The organism is Jiulongibacter sediminis (assembly GCF_001306455.1).
Lineage (GTDB): Bacteria > Bacteroidota > Bacteroidia > Cytophagales > Spirosomataceae > Jiulongibacter > Jiulongibacter sediminis.
The window spans coordinates 764,241-787,074 of record NZ_LGTQ01000006.1 but is presented as its reverse complement, the minus strand read 5'-3'; the positions used below and the strand labels follow the sequence as shown (position 1 = coordinate 787,074).

19 protein-coding genes are annotated in these 22,834 nt (G+C 42.9%); 8 read left to right on the top strand and 11 right to left on the bottom strand.

Translation table 11 applies throughout. The annotated features are described in order from the left end of the window. Positions 1-14: 14 nt before the first annotated feature. Together fabF and rnc are read left to right on the top strand one after the other, a co-directional pair. Positions 15-1,268 carry a beta-ketoacyl-ACP synthase II gene (fabF, locus tag AFM12_RS09340; RefSeq protein ID WP_055147903.1) on the top strand — a complete coding sequence of 418 codons (1,254 nt, stop codon included), beginning with the start codon at positions 15-17 and terminating at the stop codon, positions 1,266-1,268. Positions 1,269-1,297: 29 nt separating this feature from the next. Beyond that, a complete protein-coding gene (gene rnc, locus AFM12_RS09335) occupies positions 1,298-2,038 on the top strand; it encodes a ribonuclease III (RefSeq protein WP_055147065.1) in 741 nt (246 codons plus the stop codon). A gap of 109 nt (positions 2,039-2,147) precedes the next feature. Here the strand turns inward: rnc and AFM12_RS09330 are convergent, their stop codons facing one another. Genes AFM12_RS09330 through AFM12_RS09320 form a run of 3 tightly spaced genes read right to left on the bottom strand, consistent with a single transcriptional unit; the run spans position 2,148 to position 5,346 of the window. Further along, the gene (locus AFM12_RS09330; RefSeq protein WP_055147062.1) at positions 2,148-2,939 is read right to left on the bottom strand and encodes an L-fucose dehydrogenase; all 792 of its coding nucleotides are present in this window, start codon (positions 2,937-2,939) and stop codon (positions 2,148-2,150) included. A 3-nt stretch (positions 2,940-2,942) separates the two neighbouring features. Then, the gene (locus tag AFM12_RS09325) at positions 2,943-4,502 is read right to left on the bottom strand and encodes an aldehyde dehydrogenase (NADP(+)) (RefSeq protein WP_055147059.1); all 1,560 of its coding nucleotides are present in this window, start codon (positions 4,500-4,502) and stop codon (positions 2,943-2,945) included. A 1-nt stretch (position 4,503) separates the two neighbouring features. Next, on the bottom strand, positions 4,504-5,346 hold the full coding sequence (locus AFM12_RS09320; protein ID WP_055147056.1) for a fumarylacetoacetate hydrolase family protein: 843 nt from the start codon (positions 5,344-5,346) through the stop codon (positions 4,504-4,506). Positions 5,347-5,445: 99 nt separating this feature from the next. Between AFM12_RS09320 and idi the strand changes: the two genes are divergently transcribed. Together idi and AFM12_RS09305 are read left to right on the top strand one after the other, a co-directional pair. Further along, the gene (gene idi / locus AFM12_RS09315) at positions 5,446-5,964 is read left to right on the top strand and encodes an isopentenyl-diphosphate Delta-isomerase (RefSeq protein ID WP_055147053.1); all 519 of its coding nucleotides are present in this window, start codon (positions 5,446-5,448) and stop codon (positions 5,962-5,964) included. A gap of 332 nt (positions 5,965-6,296) precedes the next feature. Next, on the top strand, positions 6,297-6,737 hold the full coding sequence (locus AFM12_RS09305) for a hypothetical protein (RefSeq protein ID WP_055147047.1): 441 nt from the start codon (positions 6,297-6,299) through the stop codon (positions 6,735-6,737). A gap of 72 nt (positions 6,738-6,809) precedes the next feature. Here AFM12_RS09305 and AFM12_RS09300 read toward each other — a convergent pair whose 3' ends face one another. Genes AFM12_RS09300 through AFM12_RS09290 form a run of 3 tightly spaced genes read right to left on the bottom strand, consistent with a single transcriptional unit; the run spans position 6,810 to position 10,387 of the window. Next, positions 6,810-7,562, bottom strand: coding sequence for a succinate dehydrogenase/fumarate reductase iron-sulfur subunit (locus AFM12_RS09300; RefSeq protein ID WP_055147044.1), 753 nt, complete (start codon positions 7,560-7,562; stop codon positions 6,810-6,812). Between the two features lie 9 nt (positions 7,563-7,571). Beyond that, positions 7,572-9,587, bottom strand: coding sequence for a fumarate reductase/succinate dehydrogenase flavoprotein subunit (locus AFM12_RS09295; RefSeq protein WP_055147041.1), 2,016 nt, complete (start codon positions 9,585-9,587; stop codon positions 7,572-7,574). 20 nt (positions 9,588-9,607) lie between these two features. Next, positions 9,608-10,387 (bottom strand): succinate dehydrogenase cytochrome b subunit, encoded by a 780-nt coding sequence (locus AFM12_RS09290; RefSeq protein WP_055147038.1) that lies wholly within the window; start codon positions 10,385-10,387, stop codon positions 9,608-9,610. 289 nt (positions 10,388-10,676) lie between these two features. Between AFM12_RS09290 and AFM12_RS09285 the strand changes: the two genes are divergently transcribed. Continuing rightward, entirely contained in the window at positions 10,677-13,520 is a 2,844-nt protein-coding gene (locus tag AFM12_RS09285; RefSeq protein WP_055147035.1) for a T9SS type B sorting domain-containing protein, read from the top strand. 70 nt (positions 13,521-13,590) lie between these two features. On the opposite strand, the gene AFM12_RS09280 is transcribed toward AFM12_RS09285, so the two are convergent. The 3 genes from AFM12_RS09280 to AFM12_RS09270 all read right to left on the bottom strand — a co-directional run bounded on the left by AFM12_RS09280 (position 13,591) and on the right by AFM12_RS09270 (position 18,045). Continuing rightward, positions 13,591-14,769, bottom strand: a complete 1,179-nt coding sequence (locus AFM12_RS09280) for an acetyl-CoA C-acyltransferase (RefSeq protein ID WP_055147032.1) — start codon at positions 14,767-14,769, stop codon at positions 13,591-13,593. A gap of 69 nt (positions 14,770-14,838) precedes the next feature. Then, a complete protein-coding gene (locus tag AFM12_RS09275) occupies positions 14,839-17,241 on the bottom strand; it encodes a 3-hydroxyacyl-CoA dehydrogenase/enoyl-CoA hydratase family protein (RefSeq protein WP_055147029.1) in 2,403 nt (800 codons plus the stop codon). 378 nt (positions 17,242-17,619) lie between these two features. Then, on the bottom strand, positions 17,620-18,045 hold the full coding sequence (locus tag AFM12_RS09270; protein ID WP_055147026.1) for a hypothetical protein: 426 nt from the start codon (positions 18,043-18,045) through the stop codon (positions 17,620-17,622). A gap of 150 nt (positions 18,046-18,195) precedes the next feature. On the opposite strand from AFM12_RS09270, the gene AFM12_RS09265 reads away from it, so the two are divergent. Further along, positions 18,196-18,576, top strand: a complete 381-nt coding sequence (locus AFM12_RS09265) for a MerC domain-containing protein (RefSeq protein WP_082391260.1) — start codon at positions 18,196-18,198, stop codon at positions 18,574-18,576. On the opposite strand, the gene AFM12_RS09260 is transcribed toward AFM12_RS09265, so the two are convergent. Continuing rightward, positions 18,573-19,412, bottom strand: a complete 840-nt coding sequence (locus AFM12_RS09260) for an NAD(P)H-binding protein (RefSeq protein WP_055147020.1) — start codon at positions 19,410-19,412, stop codon at positions 18,573-18,575. The two genes, AFM12_RS09265 and AFM12_RS09260, sit on opposite strands and share 4 nt — an antisense overlap. A 35-nt stretch (positions 19,413-19,447) precedes the next feature. Here AFM12_RS09260 and AFM12_RS09255 point away from each other — a divergent pair, with 35 nt between their 5' ends. Together AFM12_RS09255 and udk are read left to right on the top strand one after the other, a co-directional pair. Further along, positions 19,448-20,482, top strand: a complete 1,035-nt coding sequence (locus AFM12_RS09255; protein WP_055147017.1) for an isoaspartyl peptidase/L-asparaginase family protein — start codon at positions 19,448-19,450, stop codon at positions 20,480-20,482. Between the two features lie 47 nt (positions 20,483-20,529). Next, positions 20,530-21,177, top strand: a complete 648-nt coding sequence (gene udk / locus AFM12_RS09250) for a uridine kinase (protein ID WP_055147014.1) — start codon at positions 20,530-20,532, stop codon at positions 21,175-21,177. 63 nt (positions 21,178-21,240) lie between these two features. Here the strand turns inward: udk and pyk are convergent, their stop codons facing one another. Beyond that, complete coding sequence (gene pyk / locus AFM12_RS09245; RefSeq protein WP_055147011.1) at positions 21,241-22,692, bottom strand: pyruvate kinase; 1,452 nt, start codon at positions 22,690-22,692, stop codon at positions 21,241-21,243. Between the last annotated feature and the right edge of the window lie 142 nt (positions 22,693-22,834).

Sequence of the window (22,834 nt, the reverse complement as noted above, 5' to 3'; positions counted from 1 at the left end):
AAATCAAACCTACCATGGAGCTGAAACGCGTAGTAGTTACAGGAATGGGTGCCCTCACCCCTATTGGAAATACTGTTGAAGAATACTGGAACGGCCTCAAAAATGGTGTTAGCGGTGCAAACCCGATCACTCATTTTGATCCAACCGAATTTAAGACACAGTTTGCCTGCGAGCTTAAGGGCTTTGAGGTAACTGACTTTATACCTCGTCAGGATGCCCGTAAAATGGATTTGTTTTCTCAATACGGCGTGGTTATCGCTACAGAGGCCGTTGAAGACTCCGGTCTTGACCTTGAGAAAGTAAATAAAGATAAGATCGGTGTAATTTGGGGCTCAGGTATCGGAGGCTTGAAAACCTTTGAAGAAGAGGTTTTAAACCTTGCAGACAATAATCTGGTACCAAAGTTTAATCCTTTCTTTATTCCTAAAATGATTGCCGATTCGGCGTCTGGTCATATCTCAATGAAGTTTGGCTTCAGAGGGCCAAACTACGTAACTGTTTCAGCCTGTGCTTCAGCGAACAACGCAATTATTGACGCGTTCAATTATATCCGTTTGGGTCGGATGATTGCCTGTGTAACCGGAGGATCAGAAGCGGCTGTAACCCGTGCGGGTGTTGGTGGTTTCAATGCTCTCAGAGCACTTTCTACCAGAAACGACGATTATAAAACAGCCTCCAGACCATATGACAAAGACCGTGATGGTTTCGTCTTAGGAGAAGGCGGTGGCGGACTCATTCTTGAAGAATATGAGCACGCCAAAGCTCGTGGAGCCAAAATTTACTGCGAACTGGTAGGGGGAGGTATCTCTTCAGATGCTTACCACATTACGGCTCCGCATCCTGAAGGGGTAGGTGCATACCTTTCTATGGAAGATGCCCTTGATGATGCCAAAATGAAGCCTGAGGATATTGATTACATCAATACACATGGTACTTCAACTGGCCTTGGTGACCCTCAGGAAATCAAAGCCATTCAGAACCTTTTCAAGGAGCATACGTATAACATGAGCATTAGCTCAACCAAATCAATGACCGGTCACCTTCTGGGTGGTGCGGGTGCAGTGGAGTCTGTAGCGGCAGTTTTGGCCATTCAGCATCAAACTGTACCTCCAACGATTAATCTTTTCAATGTTGATGAGGAAATTGACCAAAAAATTGATTTGACCCCGAACAAAGCGAAAGAACGTAAGATCAATACCGTGCTTTCTAACTGTTTCGGTTTTGGTGGTCATAACGCCACCCTCATATTTAAGAAGATGGAAGAGTAAAATGGCCTTCATTTTGCTCTCTTAACAATATGGCAGTAACTGAAAGCATTCTGGGATATTTCAAAACCGATGACGAGACGAAGGAATTCAGAAAGTCAATCGAGAGAATCACTGGTGAAAAGCCCGGGAAAGATTCATTATACCAGCTTGCTTTCAGGCATACTTCTGCTTCAAAAAAGACGATTGTAGAGGGTTTTAAGGAATCCAATGAACGTCTTGAATATCTCGGAGATTCCGTTTTGGGAATGGTCATTGCCGAGTACCTTTTCAAAAAATATCCTTTCAAAGACGAAGGTTTTCTAACCGAAATCCGATCAAGGATTGTCAACAGAGAATCACTCAATCAGGTGGCTCGAAAAATCGGCTTAGATAACCTGATCACTTTTGATGGAAACCGGGTCACCCATGCCCGTACATCAATGTATGGGGACGCGATGGAGGCTCTGATTGGTGCCATTTATCTGGACAAAGGCTTCAAGTTTACTAAGAAGTTTATTGTCAAAAACCTGATCGCCAACTACTACGACCTCGACGAGGTGATCAAAAACAATGCGAACTACAAAAGCATTCTACTCACCTGGGCTCAAGGACTCTCAAAGAACGTAAGCTTTGACATTATCAAAGAAAACGGAAAACATCATAGTAAGGAGTTTGTAGCTCAAGTCAGCGTAGATGACGAAATCATCAGCGAAGGCCGTGGCTGGAACAAAAAGAAAGCCGAACAAGACGCCGCTCGTAAGGCCTGTGAGTCTTTGGAGATAGAAGGGTAGTTTTTTCTTAGTAGGCAGTCTCAGTTTTCAGTGGGCAGTTTTTTTTAACACTCCCTTAGTCCCAACTTCCCTCTCCCGTCAAAAAGTCTTGCATCTTTTGTCTTAAATCTTAGGTCTTTCTAATCAACGCCCTATCCAAATGAACATACCCTCCATCTACATGGATAATTTGGCCAGTGGTATGACTAGAGCGTTTTGAAAGGAGGAAAACAACAGTATTGGCCAGTTCTTCCACGGTGGTCATTCTGTTTCCTAAAGGGATTCGCCTATTGATTTCTTCCAGTTGCTTTTCGCCATCAGGTAACGATTGAATCCATCGCTCATACATCGGTGTATAACTCTCTGCCACTACGACCGCATTTACTCTGATTCCGTAAGGCAATAACTCAACGGCCCATTCGCGGGTTAGAGCATTTCGCCCACCGTTAGAGGCTGCATATGCTGAAGTGCCTCCCTGACCGGTTTCGGCCACTTTTGAAGTAATATTGATAATACTCCCCTTGCTTTCTTTTAAAGCAGGGAGAGCATGATGAGCCATCAGATAATAATGAATCAGGTTACTATGGAGAGATTGAACAAAGCCCTCGTATGAGCCATTCTCAAGGCTTACGCCGTCATTCAAGCCGGCGTTATTGACCAGTCCATGAATACGCCCAAAACGATCCATGACTTCTTTCACAGCCCGCTTGCATTCTTCAGGTTTGGATAACTCGGCTTTAACCGTCATCCCAAAACCACCAGCGGCCTGAACTTTCTCAAAAGCCCTCTGATTATCTTCCTCGTTTCTTCCGACGATTACCGGAAAAGCCCCTTCCAGAGCCAACTGAGAGACAATGCCTTCCCCAATACCTTTAGCCCCACCAGTAACGATGATGACTTTTTCAGTTAGATTTAAATTCATTTTTTACTGCTTCATTTCGCCATCTATCAAACGCCAGATGCCCAAAGGGTTATTGGTTTTAAGCTCGTCCGGCAATAATGAATCAGGTAAATTCTGATAACAAATTGGTCGGGTAAAACGAGTGATCGCTCCAGTACCAACCGAGGTACTACGGCTGTCCGTTGTAGCTGGAAAAGGCCCGCCGTGAACCATGGCATGGCAAACCTCCACGCCTGTCGGGAATCCATTAATAATAAGACGACCTACTTTTTGTTCCAAAATTTCGAGTAATTCAGCATACTCAATCAGTTCCTCTTCGGTGCCATGAACAGTGGCAGTTAGGTGGCCTGAAAGATTACGGGCGATCTCTAGATATTCTTCTTTAGAGTTACCTTCTACCACCAAGCTGGTAGGTCCGAAAACCTCCTCATCCAAGTGCGGATTGTCTTTGAAGGTTTGATAATCTGCATAAAGGATGGTCGGTTCTACACCTGTTAATCCCTCCGCTTTAGTACCCACAGCTATTACTTTCGTATACTTTTTGGCATTTTCTACTCCGCCAATATAAGCATCTCTAATGCCCGGCGTAAGCATATTCCCGCCAGCCGAGGCTTTCGCTTTCTTTTCTAGAATTTCCAGGAAGGTTTGGTTCTTCTGAATCAACATGATGCCCGGGTTAGTACAAAATTGCCCAACTCCCATATTGACCGAATTCACATAACTTTCCGCAAGGTTTTCAGCCTGTGCTTCAAGCGTTTTTGGTAAGATGAAAACAGGGTTTGTGCTACCCATTTCAGAGTAAACAGGAATCGGTTTAGGTCTTGCTGCAGCCTTGTCAAAAAGCAATTTTCCAACTTTGTATGAACCTGTAAAACCGACTGCAGTAATTTTAGGATCCATGACAAGAGCCTGACTAATGTCAGCATCTGCATGGATCATACTGAAAACACCATTGGGCATTCCGGTTTCCTTAGCAGCCTTTTGAATGGCTTTTCCGACCAATTCTGATGTACCCAAGTGAGCCGGATGAGCTTTAAAAACAACTGGGCAACCCGCCGCCAAAGCTGAAGCTGTGTCTCCACCAGCCACAGAAAAAGCCAAAGGGAAATTACTGGCTCCAAAAACCGCAACAGGCCCAAGAGGCCTTTCCATTGAGCGAATATCTACTCGTGGAAGTGGTTGTCTGTCCGGCATAGCAGGGTCAATTTTGGCATTTACCCACGAGCCTTCTTCTATTAAGCTAGCAAACAGACGTAACTGCCCGCAGGTACGTCCACGCTCTCCCTGAGCCCTACCAGCCGGCAAACCAGTCTCTGCTGAATACCTTTCTATTAACTGATCATCAAGTGCCTCAATTTCCTCAGCTATTTTCTTGAGAAAAGCAGCCTTCTCCTTCCCCGACTTTTTCCTGTAAATCAAAAAAGCTTCTTCAGCCAAATCGGTTGCAGATTCAAGTTCTTCTTTAGTTGCGTTATAAAACAAAGGTCCCAGCGTATCTCCGGTAACGGGGTTTACGGCTTGCAAAGCTACCGTGCCCTCTGAAGATGTTCCGAAACCTATAATGTTTACTCCTTGTAAATCCATGTTACTTTGTTTCTACTGTATTTGAAAGTTTTCCAATATTATCAATGGTAATCTCCACCTTATCTCCTACCTGCAAGCTAAAACTATCCTCCGGGATGATACCAGTACCCGTCATCAAAAATGAACCATTGACAAAAGTGCATTCGGCATAAAGATAAGAAACCAGTTCCTTCAGCGTACGTTTCATTTGATTAAGCTCAATAGATTGACTGAATACTGCATTTCCTCCTCTGAAAATCTCCAATGTGATTTTGCTTTGAGGATCAATCGGCTCATCGGACACAAAAATACAAGGACCAAGAGCCGCACTTTTGTCATATGATTTAGCCTGTGGCAAATACAAAGGGTTTTCACCTTCAATATCTCTTGAACTCACATCATTTCCGACTGTATATCCCGAAATCTGACCAGAAGAATTGATAAATAAGGTCAATTCAGGCTCAGGAACATTCCATTTGGAATCTTTTCTGATTCTAATGTTTTCGCCATTACCAACGACTCTTCCAACAGTGGCTTTAAAGAAAATCTCGGGCCTTGGGGCATCATAAACACGATCGTAGAAATCACCTCCCCCAGCATCTTTAGATTCTTCCATACGGGCATTTTTGCTACGCAAATAAGTAACACCTGAGGCCCATACTTCCTGCCCTGCGATGGGGGCCTGAAGATAGTCTTTGATGTAATTCAGGTAATCAAAATCAGGTTTGAGATTTTGAATTTCCCGCTTTACCTCGAAATAAAGATTTTCACGATTGATAAATTCGTCCCAGTTTGTGTGTTTTGACAAATAATACTGTCCTTCGTCTTCAACGACGAAACCTTTTGCGGTTTTGTAGAGTTTCATGTTCGTGTCCAGGGTTTAAATGAAATGGTGCCGAAATTTAACCAATTTACCATTAGCAGACTCAGGCAATTGGTGTAACTATAAAAACAATCTTTCTATTTGGAAAATCTGCCTACGAAAACCGACATTATCATTACTCTCGTTAACGAAAAAGATGAGATCATTGGGCACGATGAAAAAATCAAGGTACATCGGGAAGGCACATTACACCGGGCATTTTCAGTATTGATTTTCAATGAAGCCGGCAAAATGCTGATTCACCAAAGGGCACTACACAAATATCATTCACCCGGCCTTTGGACCAACGCCTGCTGCGGACACCCCAACAAGGATGAAAAAATTGAAGATGCGGCATTTAGAAGGTTAGGTGAAGAAATGGGTTTCAGATGTCCTTTAAGTTATCAATTCACCTTCCACTATAGAGCGGAGTTTGACAATGGTTTAACAGAAAACGAGATTGATCATGTTTTCTTTGGGGAGTACAATCAAACCTTTGAGGTCAACCCAAAAGAAGTTGCTGATTATCGCTGGGCGAGTGTCGAATCTATCAAAAAAGAAGTAGGGAAAAATCCAGACAACTTCACAGTTTGGTTCAAAGAGATTCTTGGGCGTATTTAATATTACCCAAATAATCTTCAGAGATTCGGCACCCAACGAATAACCTGCAAAATTTTGTACTGAATTTGCGGCTAACATCTTCACTTTTTAAAGTTTCAACGTAAAATTCTCTAACTTTTTTCTCTTTCTTCGCTTTAAGAACTCAAAATGAAATTTTGAATTTCATCTTTTTGGTGAGTTTCTCAGCTATCCCGAAAGTCATTTTGAAAAAATTATTAGTCCAAAATATTAATAAAAACCATATATTATTCTTTTTAATTATATTTTTTGAATAGTATATAAAATATAATTTTGTTTTTATCTTTGGTAAACGAACTAAAAAGAATAAGGCAATGATAAAATATGATAACATCGCTAACGGCGTAATGGTTAGCTACGACAAGGAAGGAATCTTTACATTTCTACGTAGAAAAGGAGAGAATATCGAACGCATCAGAGAAAAGAAGTTTCATGTAGAAACCTACTTCAACGAAGATGATTTGATGCTGGTTATTTATGATGAAAGAAATGGCGAAGATGAGGCCTCAATTATCTGTGTTCAGGATTTTTACATCAACACCGATTCGCTTGTGGAGATTCACGATGGTTTCAAAGCTCAGACTAAGGAAACTCCGAATGTAAATGCCTACAGAATGGCTGTTGAAAAGTTAGCCAGTATAATTACTATGATTCCGACTTTTCAGGAGTACTATTATAAATATAACCTTGCTTACCCGAGTAAAGCGATGGTACCGCCAAACCCTCTCGAAATTCAATTTGAGAAGGCAGCATAAGTTAAAATTGAGTACAACAAAAAGCCCCGAATCTTTTCAGATTCGGGGCTTTCATTTAAAAGACCATCTAACCTAGTGATCAGTAGTAACACTGGCACTAAGGTACTCTCTGTTCAATCTTGCAATGTTCTCAAGTGAAATTCCTTTCGGGCATTCCGCTTCGCAAGCACCTGTGTTGGTACAGTTGCCAAAACCTTCGGCATCCATTTGCTTCACCATATTAAGAGCTCTGTCCTTAGCTTCTACCTCACCCTGAGGCAACAAAGCAAACTGAGACACCTTAGCAGAAACAAAAAGCATGGCTGAAGCATTTTTACAAGCTGCCACACAAGCACCACAACCGATGCAAGTGGCTGCGTCAAAGGCCTTATCAGCATTAACCTTAGGTACCGGAATACTGTTAGCATCCTGCGTATTACCAGAAGTATTCACCGAAATATATCCACCAGCGTGCTGAATTCTGTCAAATGCAGAACGATCAACCACAAGATCTTTAATCACCGGGAATGCTTTAGCTCTGAAAGGCTCAATGAAGATAGTATCACCATCGTTGAATTTCCGCATGTGCAACTGGCAGGTAGTGGTACCGGCATCAGGGCCATGCGGCTCTCCATTGATGTGCATTGAACAGGCTCCGCAAATACCTTCGCGACAGTCATGATCAAAAGATACAGGCTCCTGCCCTTCTGAGATGAGTTGCTCATTCAGAATATCCATCATCTCAAGGAAAGACATGTGTCCTTCAATATCGTTCAATTGATATTCTACTAAACCACCTTTGTCTTCGGCGTTTTTTTGTCTCCAGACTTTAAGTTTTAAATCCATGGTTTAATCTTATTTGTATGAGCGTGTTTTAAGCTCAATGTCTTTAAATTCTAAATCTTCTTTGTGTAATACCGCCTCAGAAGGCTCGCCTTTGTACTCCCAGGCTGCTACATAAGCGTAGTTTTTGTCGTCTCTGAGTGCCTCTCCGTCTTCGGTCTGGTATTCTTCTCTAAAGTGACCTCCACACGACTCATTTCTTTCCAAAGCATCTTTGGCAAATAACTCTCCCAGCTCCAGGAAGTCAGCCACTCGGCTAGCTTTCTCCAGCTCAGGGTTCATTTCGTCCATGCCGCCCGGCACACTTACATTTTTCCAGAAATCTTCTCTGATGGCCTTGATCTCAGCCATCGCTTCTTTCAATCCTTCGGCGTTTCTTGACATACCTACTTTATCCCACATCACTTTACCCAACTTCTTGTGGTAATAATCTACTGAGTGTGATCCTTTGTTATTCACAAAGAACGAAAGTTGCTCTCTAACACTTTTCTCTGCTTCTTCAAATTCAGGAAGATCAGTAGAGATTTTTCCTGTCCGGATATCACTAGATAGGTAATCCCCTATGGTGTAAGGCAATACAAAATAACCATCAGCCAGACCTTGCATAAGAGCTGAAGCACCAAGTCGGTTAGCACCGTGATCTGAGAAGTTAGCTTCTCCGATAGCGTAACATCCAGGAATGGTTGTCATCAAATTATAATCAACCCAGATACCACCCATCGTATAGTGTGTGGCCGGATAAATCATCATTGGTGTTTTGTATGGGTTCTCGTCAACGATCTTCTCATACATCTGGAAAAGGTTTCCATATTTATTGGCTACCACTTCTTCGCCAAGCTCAAGAATTTTCTCCTGAGATGGATCCTGAATACCGTGGATTTTCGCCTGCTCTTTTCCGTAACGCTCAATGGCCGATTTGAAATCAAGATAAACTGCTTCACCTGTTTTGTTTACACCAAAACCAGCATCACATCTTTCTTTCGCTGCTCTGGAAGCCACGTCACGCGGCACAAGGTTACCAAAAGCAGGGTATCTTCTCTCCAAATAGTAATCTCTGTCTTCTTCAGAAAGTTGAGTCGGCTTTAATTTACCTTCTCTGATGGCCTGAGCATCTTCCAGTTTTTTAGGAACCCAGATACGACCGTCGTTTCTCAACGACTCCGACATCAAAGTCAATTTTGACTGATAATCACCTGATCTTGGAATACAAGTCGGGTGAATTTGCGTAAAGCAAGGGTTAGCAAAATAGGCTCCCTTTTTATGTATTTTCCAGGCCGCCGTTACGTTTGAACCCATAGCATTTGTGGAAAGGAAATACACGTTTCCGTAACCTCCACTTCCTATCACTACAGCGTGAGCTGAATGTCTTTCAATTTCTCCGGTCACCAGGTTACGGGCAATAATTCCACGAGCCTTACCGTCTACAATTACAATGTCAAGCATCTCGTGACGATTGTACATTTCAATCTTTCCTCTGGCAATCTGGCGGTTCATTGCAGAATATGCTCCCAATAGAAGCTGCTGACCTGTCTGGCCTTTGGCATAGAATGTTCTTGAAACCAATACACCACCAAAAGAACGGTTATCCAATAACCCGCCGTAATCCCGGGCAAAAGGTACACCCTGAGCCACACATTGGTCAATAATATTGGCTGAAACCTCCGCCAAACGGTAAACATTGGCCTCACGGCTACGGTAGTCACCGCCTTTTACTGTATCGTAAAATAAACGGTAAGTAGAATCACCATCACCCTGATAGTTCTTGGCAGCGTTAATACCACCCTGAGCAGCAATAGAGTGAGCTCTTCTTGGAGAGTCCTGATAACAAAATGCTTTAACGTTATAACCTAACTCAGCAAGAGTGGCCGCAGCCGACCCGCCAGCAAGACCTGTACCTACTACTATAACATCAATATTCCGTTTGTTGGCAGGGTTTACAAGATCAATGTGATCTTTATAGGAAGTCCACTTATTAGCTATTGGTCCTTCCGGAATTTTGGCATCTAACTTTACGCTTGATTTAGCCATGATATCTTAATTTTTGAGAATTATTTAATCAGAAAATAAACAGGAATAACCGCAAACGCGAAAGGAATCAGGATAGCGAAAACCCAAATGCCTACTTTCTTAATTAACGGATTGTATTTTGGATGGTTAAGCCCCAATGTTTGGAAACCACTTTGGAAACCATGTAAGAGATGAAAACCTAGTACCACCATTGAGATAACATAAAAAATAACCAACAAAGGTTTTGAGAAAGCCTCTTCAGCCTCTACATAAAGGTCTTTAACTGTAATGCTCTTGGTACCTTCAGCTTCATTAAACGTCTCCAGCATTTTTACCTCCTGTGTGTAGCTATCAGGCAAAGTCTCGATAGCCGTAACCTCACCGGTCGAAAGGCTCTCCGTGTATGTCACGTAAGGCAGATGACCAAATTTGTACTCATACCAGAAATCGCCAAGGTGAACAGCAATGTAAACAAAAATGATGGTACCAAGGATTGCCATGTTTCGGCTGGCAAGTGAACCCTGATTTTTTGACATCGCATAACCCTGTGGTCTTGCTTTTTTGTTTTGGTATTCAAGGTAGATACCCCAAACAGCATGAAACAAAATGGAGAAATACAGAACATAAGATACCGTTTTGATGAGCGGATTCGTCGTCATAAAAACGGTGTAGGTGTTGAAAGCATATCCTCCGTCATCTTTGAAGAGCTGAAGGTTACCCATCAGGTGAATGATCAAAAATGAACAAAGAAATAAGCCGGTGATGGCCATTAGTACTTTCTTGCCTATCGAGCTGCTTAACGTTTTAGTGAGCCAAGACATAAATTTAATTTTGATTAATCTTTGTGATTATTGACACGTACTTAGAATAGTACAAAAATCGCTGCCAAAAGTAAGTATCAAACTATTTAGAACCAATAAAAAATTCAATTAGTCAGACAGTTTATTCAAGTAAAAAACTAAACTACAAAATAATTAAATGTCGATACACATATTAAACTAAATTGAGCTGGAAATAGTTTAGAAACTAATCAAAACCACACTGAAAGAATATTGTATTCTTAAATTTCGTTATTTAGACGATCCTTAAGCCTCAGCTAAAGACCCATTCATGAAGAAGATTTCTGCTCTAATTTTTACACTCCTGAGTTTCATCATAGCTCAACGGGCTTTTGCCACGCACCTGAGAGCAGGTGAAATTACTGCTGAAAGAATATCAAACACCTCCCTGACCTATCGCGTAACTCTTACCACTTACACAGACGAAATCAATGGTAGAAGTGCCAATGAGGCTCAGGAAGACGTTGATTTCTTTCCGGGTTTTATCAATAATGGTGTGGTAAGCTACAAAGTAGCCCGTAGAGAAAAAGTTCTTATCAGCCCCTCTACTGTTAGAAATACCTACGTAACAGAAGTTACGTTTCCAGGGCCTGGCCTGTATCGTGTGAGCTGTGGTATCCCAAATAGAAATGAGGCAACCATTAACCTTCCACAGCCTTCTGACGCCATCACTTTCTTTGTACAGACCACTCTGGTAATCAATCCGGACTTCGGCTTAAACAGTACTCCGGTCTTGCTTAATATTCCTGTGGATTCAGCAGCAACGGGTGTACGATATATTCATAACCCGGGAGCCTTTGATATTGATGGCGACAGCCTTTCTTACCGTTTGACTATTCCGATGGAAGATAGAATGGAAGCAAACGGAATTGGTGCTCCTATTGATGGATACAGAGACCCAAGCACCGTAGGTAACTCCCCGATTAGGAATGAAGCTGGCACGGGACCAGCCACTTTTAGAATTGACCCGCGAACGGGGGACTTAATTTGGGATGCTCCTCAAAGGGAGGGACAGTATAACGTTGCATTCGTTGTGGAAGAGTGGCGAAAAGCCCCCGATGGCAATTTTCTACGAATAGGTGAAATTGTCAGGGACATGCAGATAATAGTTGTAGACACCGATAATAACAGGCCGGAGCTTGAGGTGCCCGGCGACCTGTGTATAGAGGCCGGAGAGCCTTTTGAGTTTGATGTCATTGGTACAGATGAAGATGTAGACCAAACGCTAACATTAAGTAGTTCGGGTGGGGTCTATAATATTGATCCGGCAGGAAACTTTCAACAATTTGTAGCTGACGAAGCTGCCACTTTTTCAGCTCAAAGTCCGAGACCTTCTCCGATAAGGGGGACCTTCAGTTGGTTGACGAACTGTGATCATGTACGCGAACAGGCCTATGATGTCTTATTTAAAGTGGAGGATGCTCCCGGAAGGTTTATTACACAACTGGTTGATATTCAAACCGTCAAAATAAATGTTAACCCTCCGAGACCCAGAGGCTTGCAGGGTGAAGAAAACGAAGAAGGAGTTCAACTGAGCTGGTTGCCTTACGCCGACTGCGTTAGGGGTGGAAAAATTTACATTTATCGAAAAGACGGATGTAGTGGTCTAAACCCCGGTGAATGCCAGCAGGGTATTCCTGAAGACTGGCGTTATGAGCTTATTGGTGAAGTGGGTCTAACAGATACTACTTTTCTGGATACTGATGCCGAACAAGGTCAGATCTACTCTTACCGTCTGGTTTCAGATATTGAGGTTTCAAATTTTAACACCATGCTGAGTGCTCCGTCTACTGAGTTTTGTATTGGCTCAGAGCTTCCGAAAAGAGTACCGGTTATCACCAAAGTGAGTGTTACCGAAACGGATGAAGCGACAGGTCAAATTCAGGTAGAATGGAGTACACCTATTGGATTAGACACAAGTGAGTTCGCGGGGCCTTATCAATATGTTATTTCCAGAACTACGGGACTGGGTGGTGATAACTTTGAGGAAGTGTACAGAACCACAACAACTTTTGACGGCTCAGCCGATACACTGTTCACAGACACCAATCTGAATACGTCTGGCCAAGTCTATAAGTACAAACTGGCTTTTTATTATGAAGGCGACCAGAAAATGGGAGAAGCCCCGGCAGCGTCTTCGGTGAGAACGACCGGAACACCAGACGATCAGGAAATCCACCTCTTTTGGGAGGCCAATACGCCGTGGTCAAATGAAAACCAAACCCATCTGATTTATCGTGAAGACAAAGACAACCCAGGTGTATTTAATGTCATTGCCGAAGTAGAGGTCACCGGCCCTAACACGTTTGATTTTATTGATGACGGCACTGACAATTATTTGGCCGATGGCGACCAAAGTATAACTCTAGAGAATAATGTTCAATACTGCTATAAAGTAGAAACCGTCGGAATTTACGCCAATGAAGCATCACAATTTGGGTTGCTTAATAATTTCTCTCAGGAATATTGCATAGCTCCGGCAGATAGAACACCTCCATGTGCCTTGGTCATGAATCTTGATAATATTGGTTGTGAAGCGGCGAATCAGGAAGATTTCTGCGGTGTTAATGCTTTCACAAACACATTGAGTTGGTCAAACTCAACGGCAAACTGCAGAACAGACATTATCAGGTATAATATTTATTTCTCCAGATATGAAGATGGCTCTTTTGAGCAAATAGGATTTGTGGCTGGTGATAAGACCTCTTATCAACACGTCAAAAACGCTACTGAAGGCTTCGCCGGCTGTTATTACGTGACAGCAGTGAGTATTCTGGAAGTGGAAAGTGAGCCAAGCAATATCATTTGTGCAGACAATTGTGATAAGATTTCATTCCCGAATGTCTTCTCGCCGAATAACGATGGGGTCAATGATACCTTTGAGCCTATGAATTGCCCGGCGTTTATTAAAAACATTGATTACGAAATCTATAACCGCCAGGGCATCAGAATAGCACAGGGCGGTGGCCAAAGCCTTAGCTGGGATGGTGTGGCCGATAACGGAAACGCCGTTTCACCGGGCACTTATTACTACAGCATCAATGTGGAATTCAATCGCCTGCAAGAAACTGGCGAAGTCAAAAATTATAAAGGTTACATTGAGTTAATTCGTTAAATAGATTTCAAAAAAAGAAAAGCTCACCTCTCGAGAGAAGGGTGAGCTTTTTTATTCAAAAGGACTATTTCTATTTCAACAGCTCGTAAATCCCGGCCACACCCTGGCCTCCACCTACACAAGCGGTGACCATGCCGTATTTTTGCTTGCGTCTTCTCATTTCATTGAAAAGCTGTACTGAGAGACGGGCACCGGTAGAACCCAAAGCATGACCAAGAGCAATAGCTCCGCCATTAGGATTCAAAATTTCGGGGTCAATCCCCAATTCTTTCACCACCGCCAATGATTGCGAAGCAAAGGCTTCATTGAGCTCAACTTGATCAATGTCTTTCAATTTTAAATTGGCCTGCTCCAAAGCTTTCGGCACGGCGTAAACAGGCCCGATACCCATGATGCGAGGATCGCAACCTGCCACGGCGTAAGAAAGCATTTGAGCCACCGGTTCCAAATTCAACTCTTTTACCATTTTTTCAGACATCACAATCACAAAGGCAGCTCCGTCAGAAGTTTGAGAGGAGTTACCGGCCGTTACCGAGCCACCTGCCGCGAAAACCGGTCGTAATTTCGCAAGAGCCTCAATAGATGTACCAGCTCGGGGACCTTCGTCCTTTTTCACTACAGTTTCTTTAGTTCTCTTTTTGCCTGAACCTTCATCAAAATACGTTTCTTTGACGGTGATTGGCACAATTTCCTCATCAAAAAGACCTTTCTCCTGAGCATTAAGTGCTTTCATATGTGATTTGTAGGAGAATTCGTCCTGATCTTCACGAGAGATCTTGAAATCCTGAGCGACCTGCTCGGCCGTCAGACCCATGCCTAAATAATAATCCGGGTTGTTTTGGGCAATATCATAATTGAGGGCTGTTTTATAACCCATAGTTGGCACCAACGACATAGACTCTGTTCCCCCAGCAATGATGCAATTCGCCATTCCTGCATTGATTTTAGCCGCCGCCATTGCTATGGTTTCAATGCCCGAACCACAGTAACGATTCACTGTGACACCTGGCACCACTTTACCCATAGAAAGCAAAGCGATATAACGAGCCATCTGCATGCCCTGCTCCGCTTCCGGAACAGCATTACCCACAATGAGGTCATCAACCCTAGATGGATCTAACTCAGGCACCTGAGAAAGTAAGTACTTAATATTTTCAGCCGCCAGATCATCAGGTCTCGTGAATCTGAATCCACCCCGACCAGCCTTACCGACTGCTGTTCTATATCCTTTGATTATGTATGCGTTCATTTTATTTGTAAGATTTAAGATGGAAGACTTAAGATTTAAAGCCAGAAGAATTACTTCCTGGTTTTGAACTTAATTTCTTGGTGGCTTACCACCCGTCAAAAGCCCTTGCATTCTTTCCAGTGTTTTACGCTCTCCACATAGGCTAACGAAAGCTTCTCTTTCAAGTTCTAAAAGATACTCTTCCGTGACATTTTGAGCGTAGCTCAGGTCACCTCCACTGATAACATAGGCCAGTTTTTCGGCTATGAGAGCATCATGATCAGAAATATAATTCCCGAGCCTCATGGCTTTTATACCTGCTTTGAAAAGAGCGATACCCGCCTTACCCTGGACTTTGATGTCTTTACGTTTGGTTGGCATGGTGTAACCGTTTTCAGCCAGTTCAACAGCTGCTTGTTTGGCCTCAGCCAAAAGACGCGAACGGTTTAGTACAATCTGATCTCTGCCTTGTTTCAGGTAATTCATTTCCATGGCTTCATGTGCTGAGCCTGAAACCTTAGCCTGTGCAATGTTCATGAAAGCATTTTGCAGGATATTCAGTTCAGAATCCCCAGGTTGATACATATCTGAGCAACGAAGAGCCATTTCTTTAGTTCCGCCACCGCCAGGGATCACACCAACACCTACTTCCACAAGACCCATGTAAGTTTCAGCGGCTGCTACGATCTTATCAGCATGTAGGTTAAGCTCACAACCTCCTCCAAGAGCTAGCGTATGAGGGGCCGTCACTACTGGAATAGATGAATAACGAGCCCGCATCATCGTCCGCTGGAACTGCTCAATGATCATGAAAATCTCATCCCACTCCTGCTCTATTGCATACATGAACAACATGGCCAGGTTTGCCCCGGCCGAGAAGGCCTGATTGGAGTCGTTACCGACAACCAAACCTCTAAAGTCCTTTTCAGCCAAATCGTAAGATTTATTAAGACCCTCGATTACTTCAGCTCCAAACGTATTCATTTTAGAATGGAATTCCAGCCCCAAAATACCATCTCCGAGGTCAAAAATGGATGAGCCTGCATTTTTCCAGACCACATTATTCTTGCGGATGTTGTCAAGAATGATAAATGATTCTGTACCCGGGATAGCCTTGTAAGACTTTGAGTCAATATCGTAGTACTGACGTTGGCCCCCTTCCACTTTGTAAAAGCTTTCGTGACCAGCCTTCAGCATTTCATATACCCAGTCTGCAGGTTTATTTCCCTCTGCTTCAGCTATAGCTATGAAATCTTTAACGCCTACAGCATCTGCGGTTTCAAAAAGTCCCATTTCCCAACCGAACCCAGCTTTGATAGCATCATCCACCCTGAAGAGTTCGTCTGCTATTTCCGGAATTCTATTCGTGGCATATTTGAAACCATCCGTGAATGTCTTTCTGTAAAATTCGCCGGCTTTGTCTTTCCCTTTAAGCAATATTGCAAAACGATCCGCCAAACGATCAATGCCTTTCGTGGTATTTAGGGTATCGAAACTAACTTTTTCAGAAGGCTTGTATTCCATGGACTCAAAATCAAGAGCCAGAATCACTGATTTGCCACCTTCTTTAACCTTCTTATAGAAACCCTGACCCGATTTTTCGCCCAGCCATTTGTTTTCCATCAGTTTGGCCATGATATCCGGAAGTTCAAAAGCCTCCACCGACTCGTCGTTTTTCAAGGTCGCTTTTAGGTTATTACACACATTGACGGTGGTATCTAAACCCACCACGTCAGAGAGTCTGAACGTTCCTGATTTTGGGCGACCCACTACCGGTCCGGTTAGTTTATCAACAGCCTCAACCGAAAGACCCATTTCCTGAGCTGTACGGATGGTTTGCACCATGGCGTAAATGCCCAGTCGGTTGGCGATAAAGGCTGGGGTATCTTTACAAAGGACCGTTTGCTTGCCCAGATACAAGTCGCCGTAATGCATTAAGAAATCAATGATCTCAGGATCTGTTTTCGGTCCCGGGATGATCTCCAGAAGTCGAAGGTAACGCGGAGGATTGAAGAAGTGCGTGCCGCAGAAGTGCTTTTGAAAATCTTCGCCCCGACCTTCAGACATTAAATGAATCGGGATACCCGAAGTGTTTGAAGTCACCAAAGTGCCTGGTTTGCGGTGAGCCTCTACTTTATCATAGATTAGTTTCTTGATCTCCAGTCGCTCTACCACCACTTCGATGACCCAGTCCACATCTTTGATTTTTGACATGTCATCATCAAAGTTGCCCAGCTCAATTCGCTGAGCCACGTCTTTGGTATACGTGGAGGCCGGTTTACCTCTCAGAGCAGCCGTAAAAAGATCATTAACAATACGGTTTCGCACTAGCGGCGAGCTGGTATCAAGACCTTTTGCCTTTTCTGCATCGTTTGGTTCACGCGGAACCATGTCCAGTAATAGTACTCTGCAGCCAATATTGGCAAAATGCATGGCAATACGGCTTCCCATAATCCCTGCACCCAAGACGGCTACTTTGTTAATTCTTCTCATGTATGTTGATTATTTATTTCAATGTTTGTTTACTCCGGTTAGGATTTTAAGTCCCCTCATCAACTCAATTTAAAGCCCTGCTCCGGTTTTTCATCAAGATGATGGCCAATGAGGAGTTGAATATTCTAATTGAATGAGAGAGAATCGAATGGTCTCATTAGGTAAACGAATGATTCTCAATACATTCAAAAATTAGTATGCAAGCATACCATTACAAAAATATCTTTAATCTCGATATTATGCAAGCATACGAAATAAAGAAAGTGGAAAGGTTTGTAGGCCTTTGTTGAATAAACGTGGGGGGAGGGGTTTTCGTTTTGTTTTGCTCCGCAGAGTCCCTTGGAGACTTTGCTGCGGGATCAGGGAAGTTTCAAGGACTCAATAAAGCACCAGTCGCATAGGTACATTAATTATGACTCGAAGCTTTTCACCATTGCGGGTGGCTGGCTCCCAATCAGGCATTTCTGCAATTAGTCTTTGAACCTCAAACCGAATATCCTCCTTCACATTGACCATTAGCTGCTTATCTTCATCCTTTGGGTCTCCCACAAATTTCATTTTTGAGAAATCCAGTTTTCTCAGAGTCCCGGAACCGTCTTTATTGATAAACAGTGTCAAACCTAAAATACCCTGATATTTGGTCTTTCGTGCACTTTCAGGATAATGAAATTCTGAAACTAAGTATTCTTTAAAGGCATCAAAACCTTCTGGATACGAAGGTAATGTCTCATTAACCTGTCCAATAACACTCGTTGAGCATAAAAATGCCATCAACATCACAAGTAGATACTTGAACAAATTCATCCGCCTTTCTTTCACTTCGGTTTCAAAGCCACAATCTACAAAAGTTCACAGCCACTGAGCGACCGAAAAATAATAAAGTATCAGAAAGAACTTACCCTTTTGCAATACTGTTGCATTTGTGTTACTTTTGCAACCCTGTTGCATTTAGCATTGAAGAGACTTAAAGAAAAATACTCGCATTTATTATATAAGCTCGGCCTTGGTATGTCGTTTTTATGTGCCATTCACTGCCTGAGCATGCCCTTTATTTTGGTGGCTTTGCCTACTCTTGGCGAGCACTTTCTTCCAGAATTTGTAGAAAACATTTTAGTCGTCTCCAGCATGTTGATTGCTATCTACTTGCTCAGCCGCGACTTCAGGCATCATCAAAACAGGCTTCCTTTCTTACTATTAGGAATCTCTGCCGGCTTGTACACTTTGGATTTCTTCGCTACGCATCACCTATTTTCTATCCTTGGGTCGGTAAGCATGGCCGCTGCCTATGTTCTAAACTGGCGACTTCACCGTAAATCTTGCCACGTGCCTCTTTAGTAGGGGAACCGGAGTGGGTCAGGGTATTTAAAATCGTAATTGAGCTGCTCTTTCACCTTTCCTGAATTGATGGTTTTGAAAGGAGGCATTTGATCTGCCTGCTTTTTAAAAGTCGGTATAACATATTCTGTTCGGGCACAGCAATTCTCAATCACCTCATAACGCAAAGGCTTTTGCGGTGCAACAGCATTATAAACTTCTCCCCATCTGTCTTTCTCAATAATTGCAGTGAGAATGCCAATCACATCGTCTCGAAAAATGTAATTAACCGGTGTATTATCAAGCTCCAGATTTTTCTTTCCAGAATAATACTTGCAGGGAATCCGTCCGTAACCCATTAAGCCTCCGCAGCGGACAATGGTAAATTCTATGTTCAATCGATCACAAGCATCGCTTATCTTTTCCTCAATCTGATACATCGGCGAAGAGCGATCTGCGTCTTCCTCATAAACTTCCATCGAATGATCAGCATAAATGGAAGTAGAGCTTACATAAATCATTTTGGAAGGCCTATTCTCCTGCATTTGATCAAAGAGACGCTGCAACTCTTCCAGGTGACTTTCGACTGGTCGTTTCCGAATTCCCGGAGGAATATTTAGAATCAGTATTTGCGAGGATAAAAATTCATTTTCAATTGGGCTGCCATTTGACAAGTCCACCACAAAAGGCTGAATACCTGCCTTTTCCAGCGTTGGAAACTTCTCTTTGGTTCGAGTACTTCCTTTGACTTTGTACTTTTTTGAGATTAAATATTCCGCGAGTGGTAAACCCAACCATCCGCAGCCAAGTATTGAGATATTTCTTTCTGATTGTTCAGTCACAGGGGTATTTTGCATTAGAGACTTCGACTATTCAACAAACAGTATACTCCATGAAAAAGTTACTTTTTCTTCTCCTTCTCTCCTTTTCGGGTTTTGCTCAGCTAAAATATGGTTTAGTCATTCATGGCGGTGCAGGTACGATCCTTCGTGAAAACATGTCGGCCGAGGCAGAAAAAGCCTATCGCCAAAAGCTTGATGAGTCTTTGGCCGCTGGTTATGCCATATTAGAGCAGGGTGGAGAAGCTACTGATGCCGTCATAGCAGCTATTCAGGTAATGGAGCAATCTGAACTTTTCAATGCTGCAAAAGGAGCCGTTTTCACCCATGAGGGACGGAACGAAATGGATGCTTCCATTATGCGTGGCGATGACCTCAATGCCGGTGCAGTAGCTGGTGTAAGACATATCAAAAGTCCGATTTCTGCCGCCAAAGCTGTGATGGAGCAGTCGCCTCACGTACTACTCTCGGGAGCTGGGGCTGAGGAGTTTGCTACTGAGCAAGGTCTGGAAATGGCAGATACCAGTTATTTTTTCACAGAGAGAAGGTGGAAATCTTTGCAAAGAGCGATTGAGCGGGAAAAACCGGAACTGGATCACGACGATCAGAAAAAGGCAGTAGAGAAGTCTCCAAAATCATCGCTGATTTACAGTGTGCCGGAGGACTATAAATTTGGAACCGTAGGCTGTGCTGCCCTCGATAAAAACGGCAATTTAGCGGCTGGTACCTCCACGGGTGGCATGACTAACAAACGCTGGAACCGAATTGGAGATTCTCCAATCATCGGAGCAGGCACCTATGCCAATAACGCTACTTGTGCTGTTTCTTCCACGGGGCACGGAGAATACTTTATCCGTTCTGTGGTGGCCTATGACATTTCCGCTTTAATGGAATATCAATCACTCAGCCTAAAAGAAGCCTCTGAAAAAGTTGTCATAAAAAAACTAGTAGAACGTGGCGGTAGTGGAGGTATCATTGCTATTGATAAAGACGGAAATGTTAGCATGCCTTTTAATACCAAGGGGATGTACAGGGGTTTCCGGTTATCCAACGGTGAAGCCAAAATTGCGATTTACGAGGAGGAGTAAGCCAATTGTATTAGTTTTGCTGAAATTTTGCAAATCAACAAACGATCATGCCCGAAACATCTTCGCATATCCACCATGCCAAGCCTTTTGTGATTGGAATAACCGGTGGCAGTGCTTCTGGTAAAACTTTGTTCTTAAAAAGTTTGCTAAGGCATTTTACCAAAGAGCAGGTTTGCCTGATTTCGCAGGATAATTACTACAAAAAGCTGGAAAATATTCCGCGGGATAATAATAACATCCCCAACTATGACCTTCCGGAATGCATCGATTTTGAGCTTTACGCTCAACATATTTCTGATCTGGTGGAAGGTAAAACGGTCAGGCATATGGAGTACACTTTCAACAACCCTAATGCCATTCCTAAAGAAATTGTTCATGAGCCAGCACCGGTGATCGTCGTCGAAGGTCTTTTTGTGTTTTACGAAGAGTCTATTGCTGAGCAACTGAATCTCAAAATCTTTGTGGATGCGAAAGAAAAGATTAAGATCAAAAGAAGGTTAAAACGCGATATCGCTGAACGTGGAATCTCTGTTGATGAAGTAATGTATCAATGGAAAAACCATGTGAAGCCCACTTACAAAAGTTTCATTAAGCCCACCAAGAAGTCTGCCGATATCGTGGTGAACAATAACGACCATTTTGAAAATGGGCTTTGGATGGTGACGACTTTTATTAAAACCTTAGTAAAGGGGTAAAAAAAGAGGATACTGCTTTCGCAACACCCTCTTCATAAAAGTATTCTTTAGATATGAGCTAGCTTAATCTACCACGCTCAATCTTACTGTATTGGTTCTGTTATCAGCCTGAAGCGGAACACTTAAGGTATTGATAAACTTATCTCCTTTTTCCAGTTTTCCTTCGGCAATAAGGAAGTCTCTTGCAGCATCTACTAAATTACCTTCATGGTTTTCAGGCATACGCTCAGATGAAATCACTTCAACACCTGAATAAAGGCTAAGCTGTGTCAATAACTTCGGATTTGAAGTAAAGATGTACACATTTGCCTTCGGTCTGTGATGAGAAAGTCTCACCGCTGTGTAACCTGAAGAGGTGTAACCAATAATGGCTTTAACGTCGAGATCACGAGCCAAACGACAGCCCATTACGATCACATTGTCATTGTCTTTGTCATCAGAAACATATCCTGGCTTTGTAACTTCTGTATGATATTTGAAATAGATTTCATCAGCTTTTTGCTCTACTTCTCTCACTGTTTTTGCCATAGTTTCAACAGCAAGAACAGGGTATTTTCCAGCAGCAGACTCACCGCTCAACATCACTGCATCGGCACCGTCAAAAACCGCATTGGCTACGTCACCGATCTCTGCTCTTGTGGCTCTTGGGTTATCCACCATGCTCTCCAGCATTTGGGTAGCTACGATAACCGGCTTAGCCGCCATGTTGCATTTTCTAACCAGCTCTTTCTGAATCAAAGGCACTTCTTCACCTGGCATCTCCACACCCAAATCACCACGAGCCACCATGATACCATCTACGGCTTCAATGATGCTGTCCATGTTCGTAATGGCCTCAGGCTTTTCTATTTTAGCAATCACCTTTGCAGATGAACCTTTGCTCTTGATATACTCTTTGATTTTGATAATCTCTTCAGCTGTACGCACAAATGAAAGAGCGATCCAATCCACATCATGCTCAAGACCAAACTCCAAATCTTTCCAGTCTTTGTCGGTAACTGAAGGTTGGGAGATATTGGTATTTGGCAGGTTTACACCTTTCTTTTGCTTCAGCAATCCACCGTAAACAACTTCGGTTATTACTTCCTGCTTCTCGGCATCTACGTCAACAACTTTTACTTCCAGTTTACCATCGTCCATCAGGATACGCTCTCCTACTTTTACATCCTGGTACATGCCTTTGTAAGGTGTACTTACACGTTCCGCATTACCCACGATATCTTCGTTTGAGAAAACAAACTTATTCCCAGGGATCAGCTCCACACCGGCGTTTCCACCTTCTACCTGACCCACACGAATTTTAGGTCCCTGTAAATCCTGAAGAATAGCACATTTGAGATTGTGCTCCTTATTGATCTTTCTGATTCTCTCTAATCGGGCCAGATGCTCGGCATGATCGCCATGAGAAAAATTCAATCTGAAAACATTCACACCTGCATTAGCAAGCTTAAGAAGCATTTCTTCACTCTCTGAAACCGGCCCTACAGTGGCTACTATCTTGGTTTTTTTATACATAAACTGTTATGTTATTGCTTTTGGCTGATTTATTCGGGCGTAAAAATAGAAATAATACAGTATATGCTAGAATAAAATTTCAGTATCTGGGTTTTGAATTGGCATATTATTCCTTTTTCTGCCCGTTCTAGTCTCCACATTT

Excerpts from the sequence above, each read along its gene's own strand:
- fabF (WP_055147903.1), top strand. The coding sequence starts at position 15 with ATGGAGCTGAAACGCGTAGTAGTTACAGGAATGGGTGCCCTCACCCCT.
- rnc (WP_055147065.1), top strand. The coding sequence starts at position 1,298 with ATGGCAGTAACTGAAAGCATTCTGGGATATTTCAAAACCGATGACGAG.
- AFM12_RS09330 (WP_055147062.1), bottom strand. The coding sequence starts at position 2,939 with ATGAATTTAAATCTAACTGAAAAAGTCATCATCGTTACTGGTGGGGCT.
- AFM12_RS09325 (WP_055147059.1), bottom strand. The coding sequence starts at position 4,502 with ATGGATTTACAAGGAGTAAACATTATAGGTTTCGGAACATCTTCAGAG.
- AFM12_RS09320 (WP_055147056.1), bottom strand. The coding sequence starts at position 5,346 with ATGAAACTCTACAAAACCGCAAAAGGTTTCGTCGTTGAAGACGAAGGA.
- AFM12_RS09305 (WP_055147047.1), top strand. The coding sequence starts at position 6,297 with ATGATAAAATATGATAACATCGCTAACGGCGTAATGGTTAGCTACGAC.
- AFM12_RS09300 (WP_055147044.1), bottom strand. The coding sequence starts at position 7,562 with ATGGATTTAAAACTTAAAGTCTGGAGACAAAAAAACGCCGAAGACAAA.
- AFM12_RS09295 (WP_055147041.1), bottom strand. The coding sequence starts at position 9,587 with ATGGCTAAATCAAGCGTAAAGTTAGATGCCAAAATTCCGGAAGGACCA.
- AFM12_RS09290 (WP_055147038.1), bottom strand. The coding sequence starts at position 10,387 with ATGTCTTGGCTCACTAAAACGTTAAGCAGCTCGATAGGCAAGAAAGTA.
- AFM12_RS09285 (WP_055147035.1), top strand. The coding sequence starts at position 10,677 with ATGAAGAAGATTTCTGCTCTAATTTTTACACTCCTGAGTTTCATCATA.
- AFM12_RS09280 (WP_055147032.1), bottom strand. The coding sequence starts at position 14,769 with ATGAACGCATACATAATCAAAGGATATAGAACAGCAGTCGGTAAGGCT.
- AFM12_RS09275 (WP_055147029.1), bottom strand. The coding sequence starts at position 17,241 with ATGAGAAGAATTAACAAAGTAGCCGTCTTGGGTGCAGGGATTATGGGA.
- AFM12_RS09270 (WP_055147026.1), bottom strand. The coding sequence starts at position 18,045 with ATGAATTTGTTCAAGTATCTACTTGTGATGTTGATGGCATTTTTATGC.
- AFM12_RS09260 (WP_055147020.1), bottom strand. The coding sequence starts at position 19,412 with ATGCAAAATACCCCTGTGACTGAACAATCAGAAAGAAATATCTCAATA.
- AFM12_RS09255 (WP_055147017.1), top strand. The coding sequence starts at position 19,448 with ATGAAAAAGTTACTTTTTCTTCTCCTTCTCTCCTTTTCGGGTTTTGCT.
- udk (WP_055147014.1), top strand. The coding sequence starts at position 20,530 with ATGCCCGAAACATCTTCGCATATCCACCATGCCAAGCCTTTTGTGATT.
- pyk (WP_055147011.1), bottom strand. The coding sequence starts at position 22,692 with ATGTATAAAAAAACCAAGATAGTAGCCACTGTAGGGCCGGTTTCAGAG.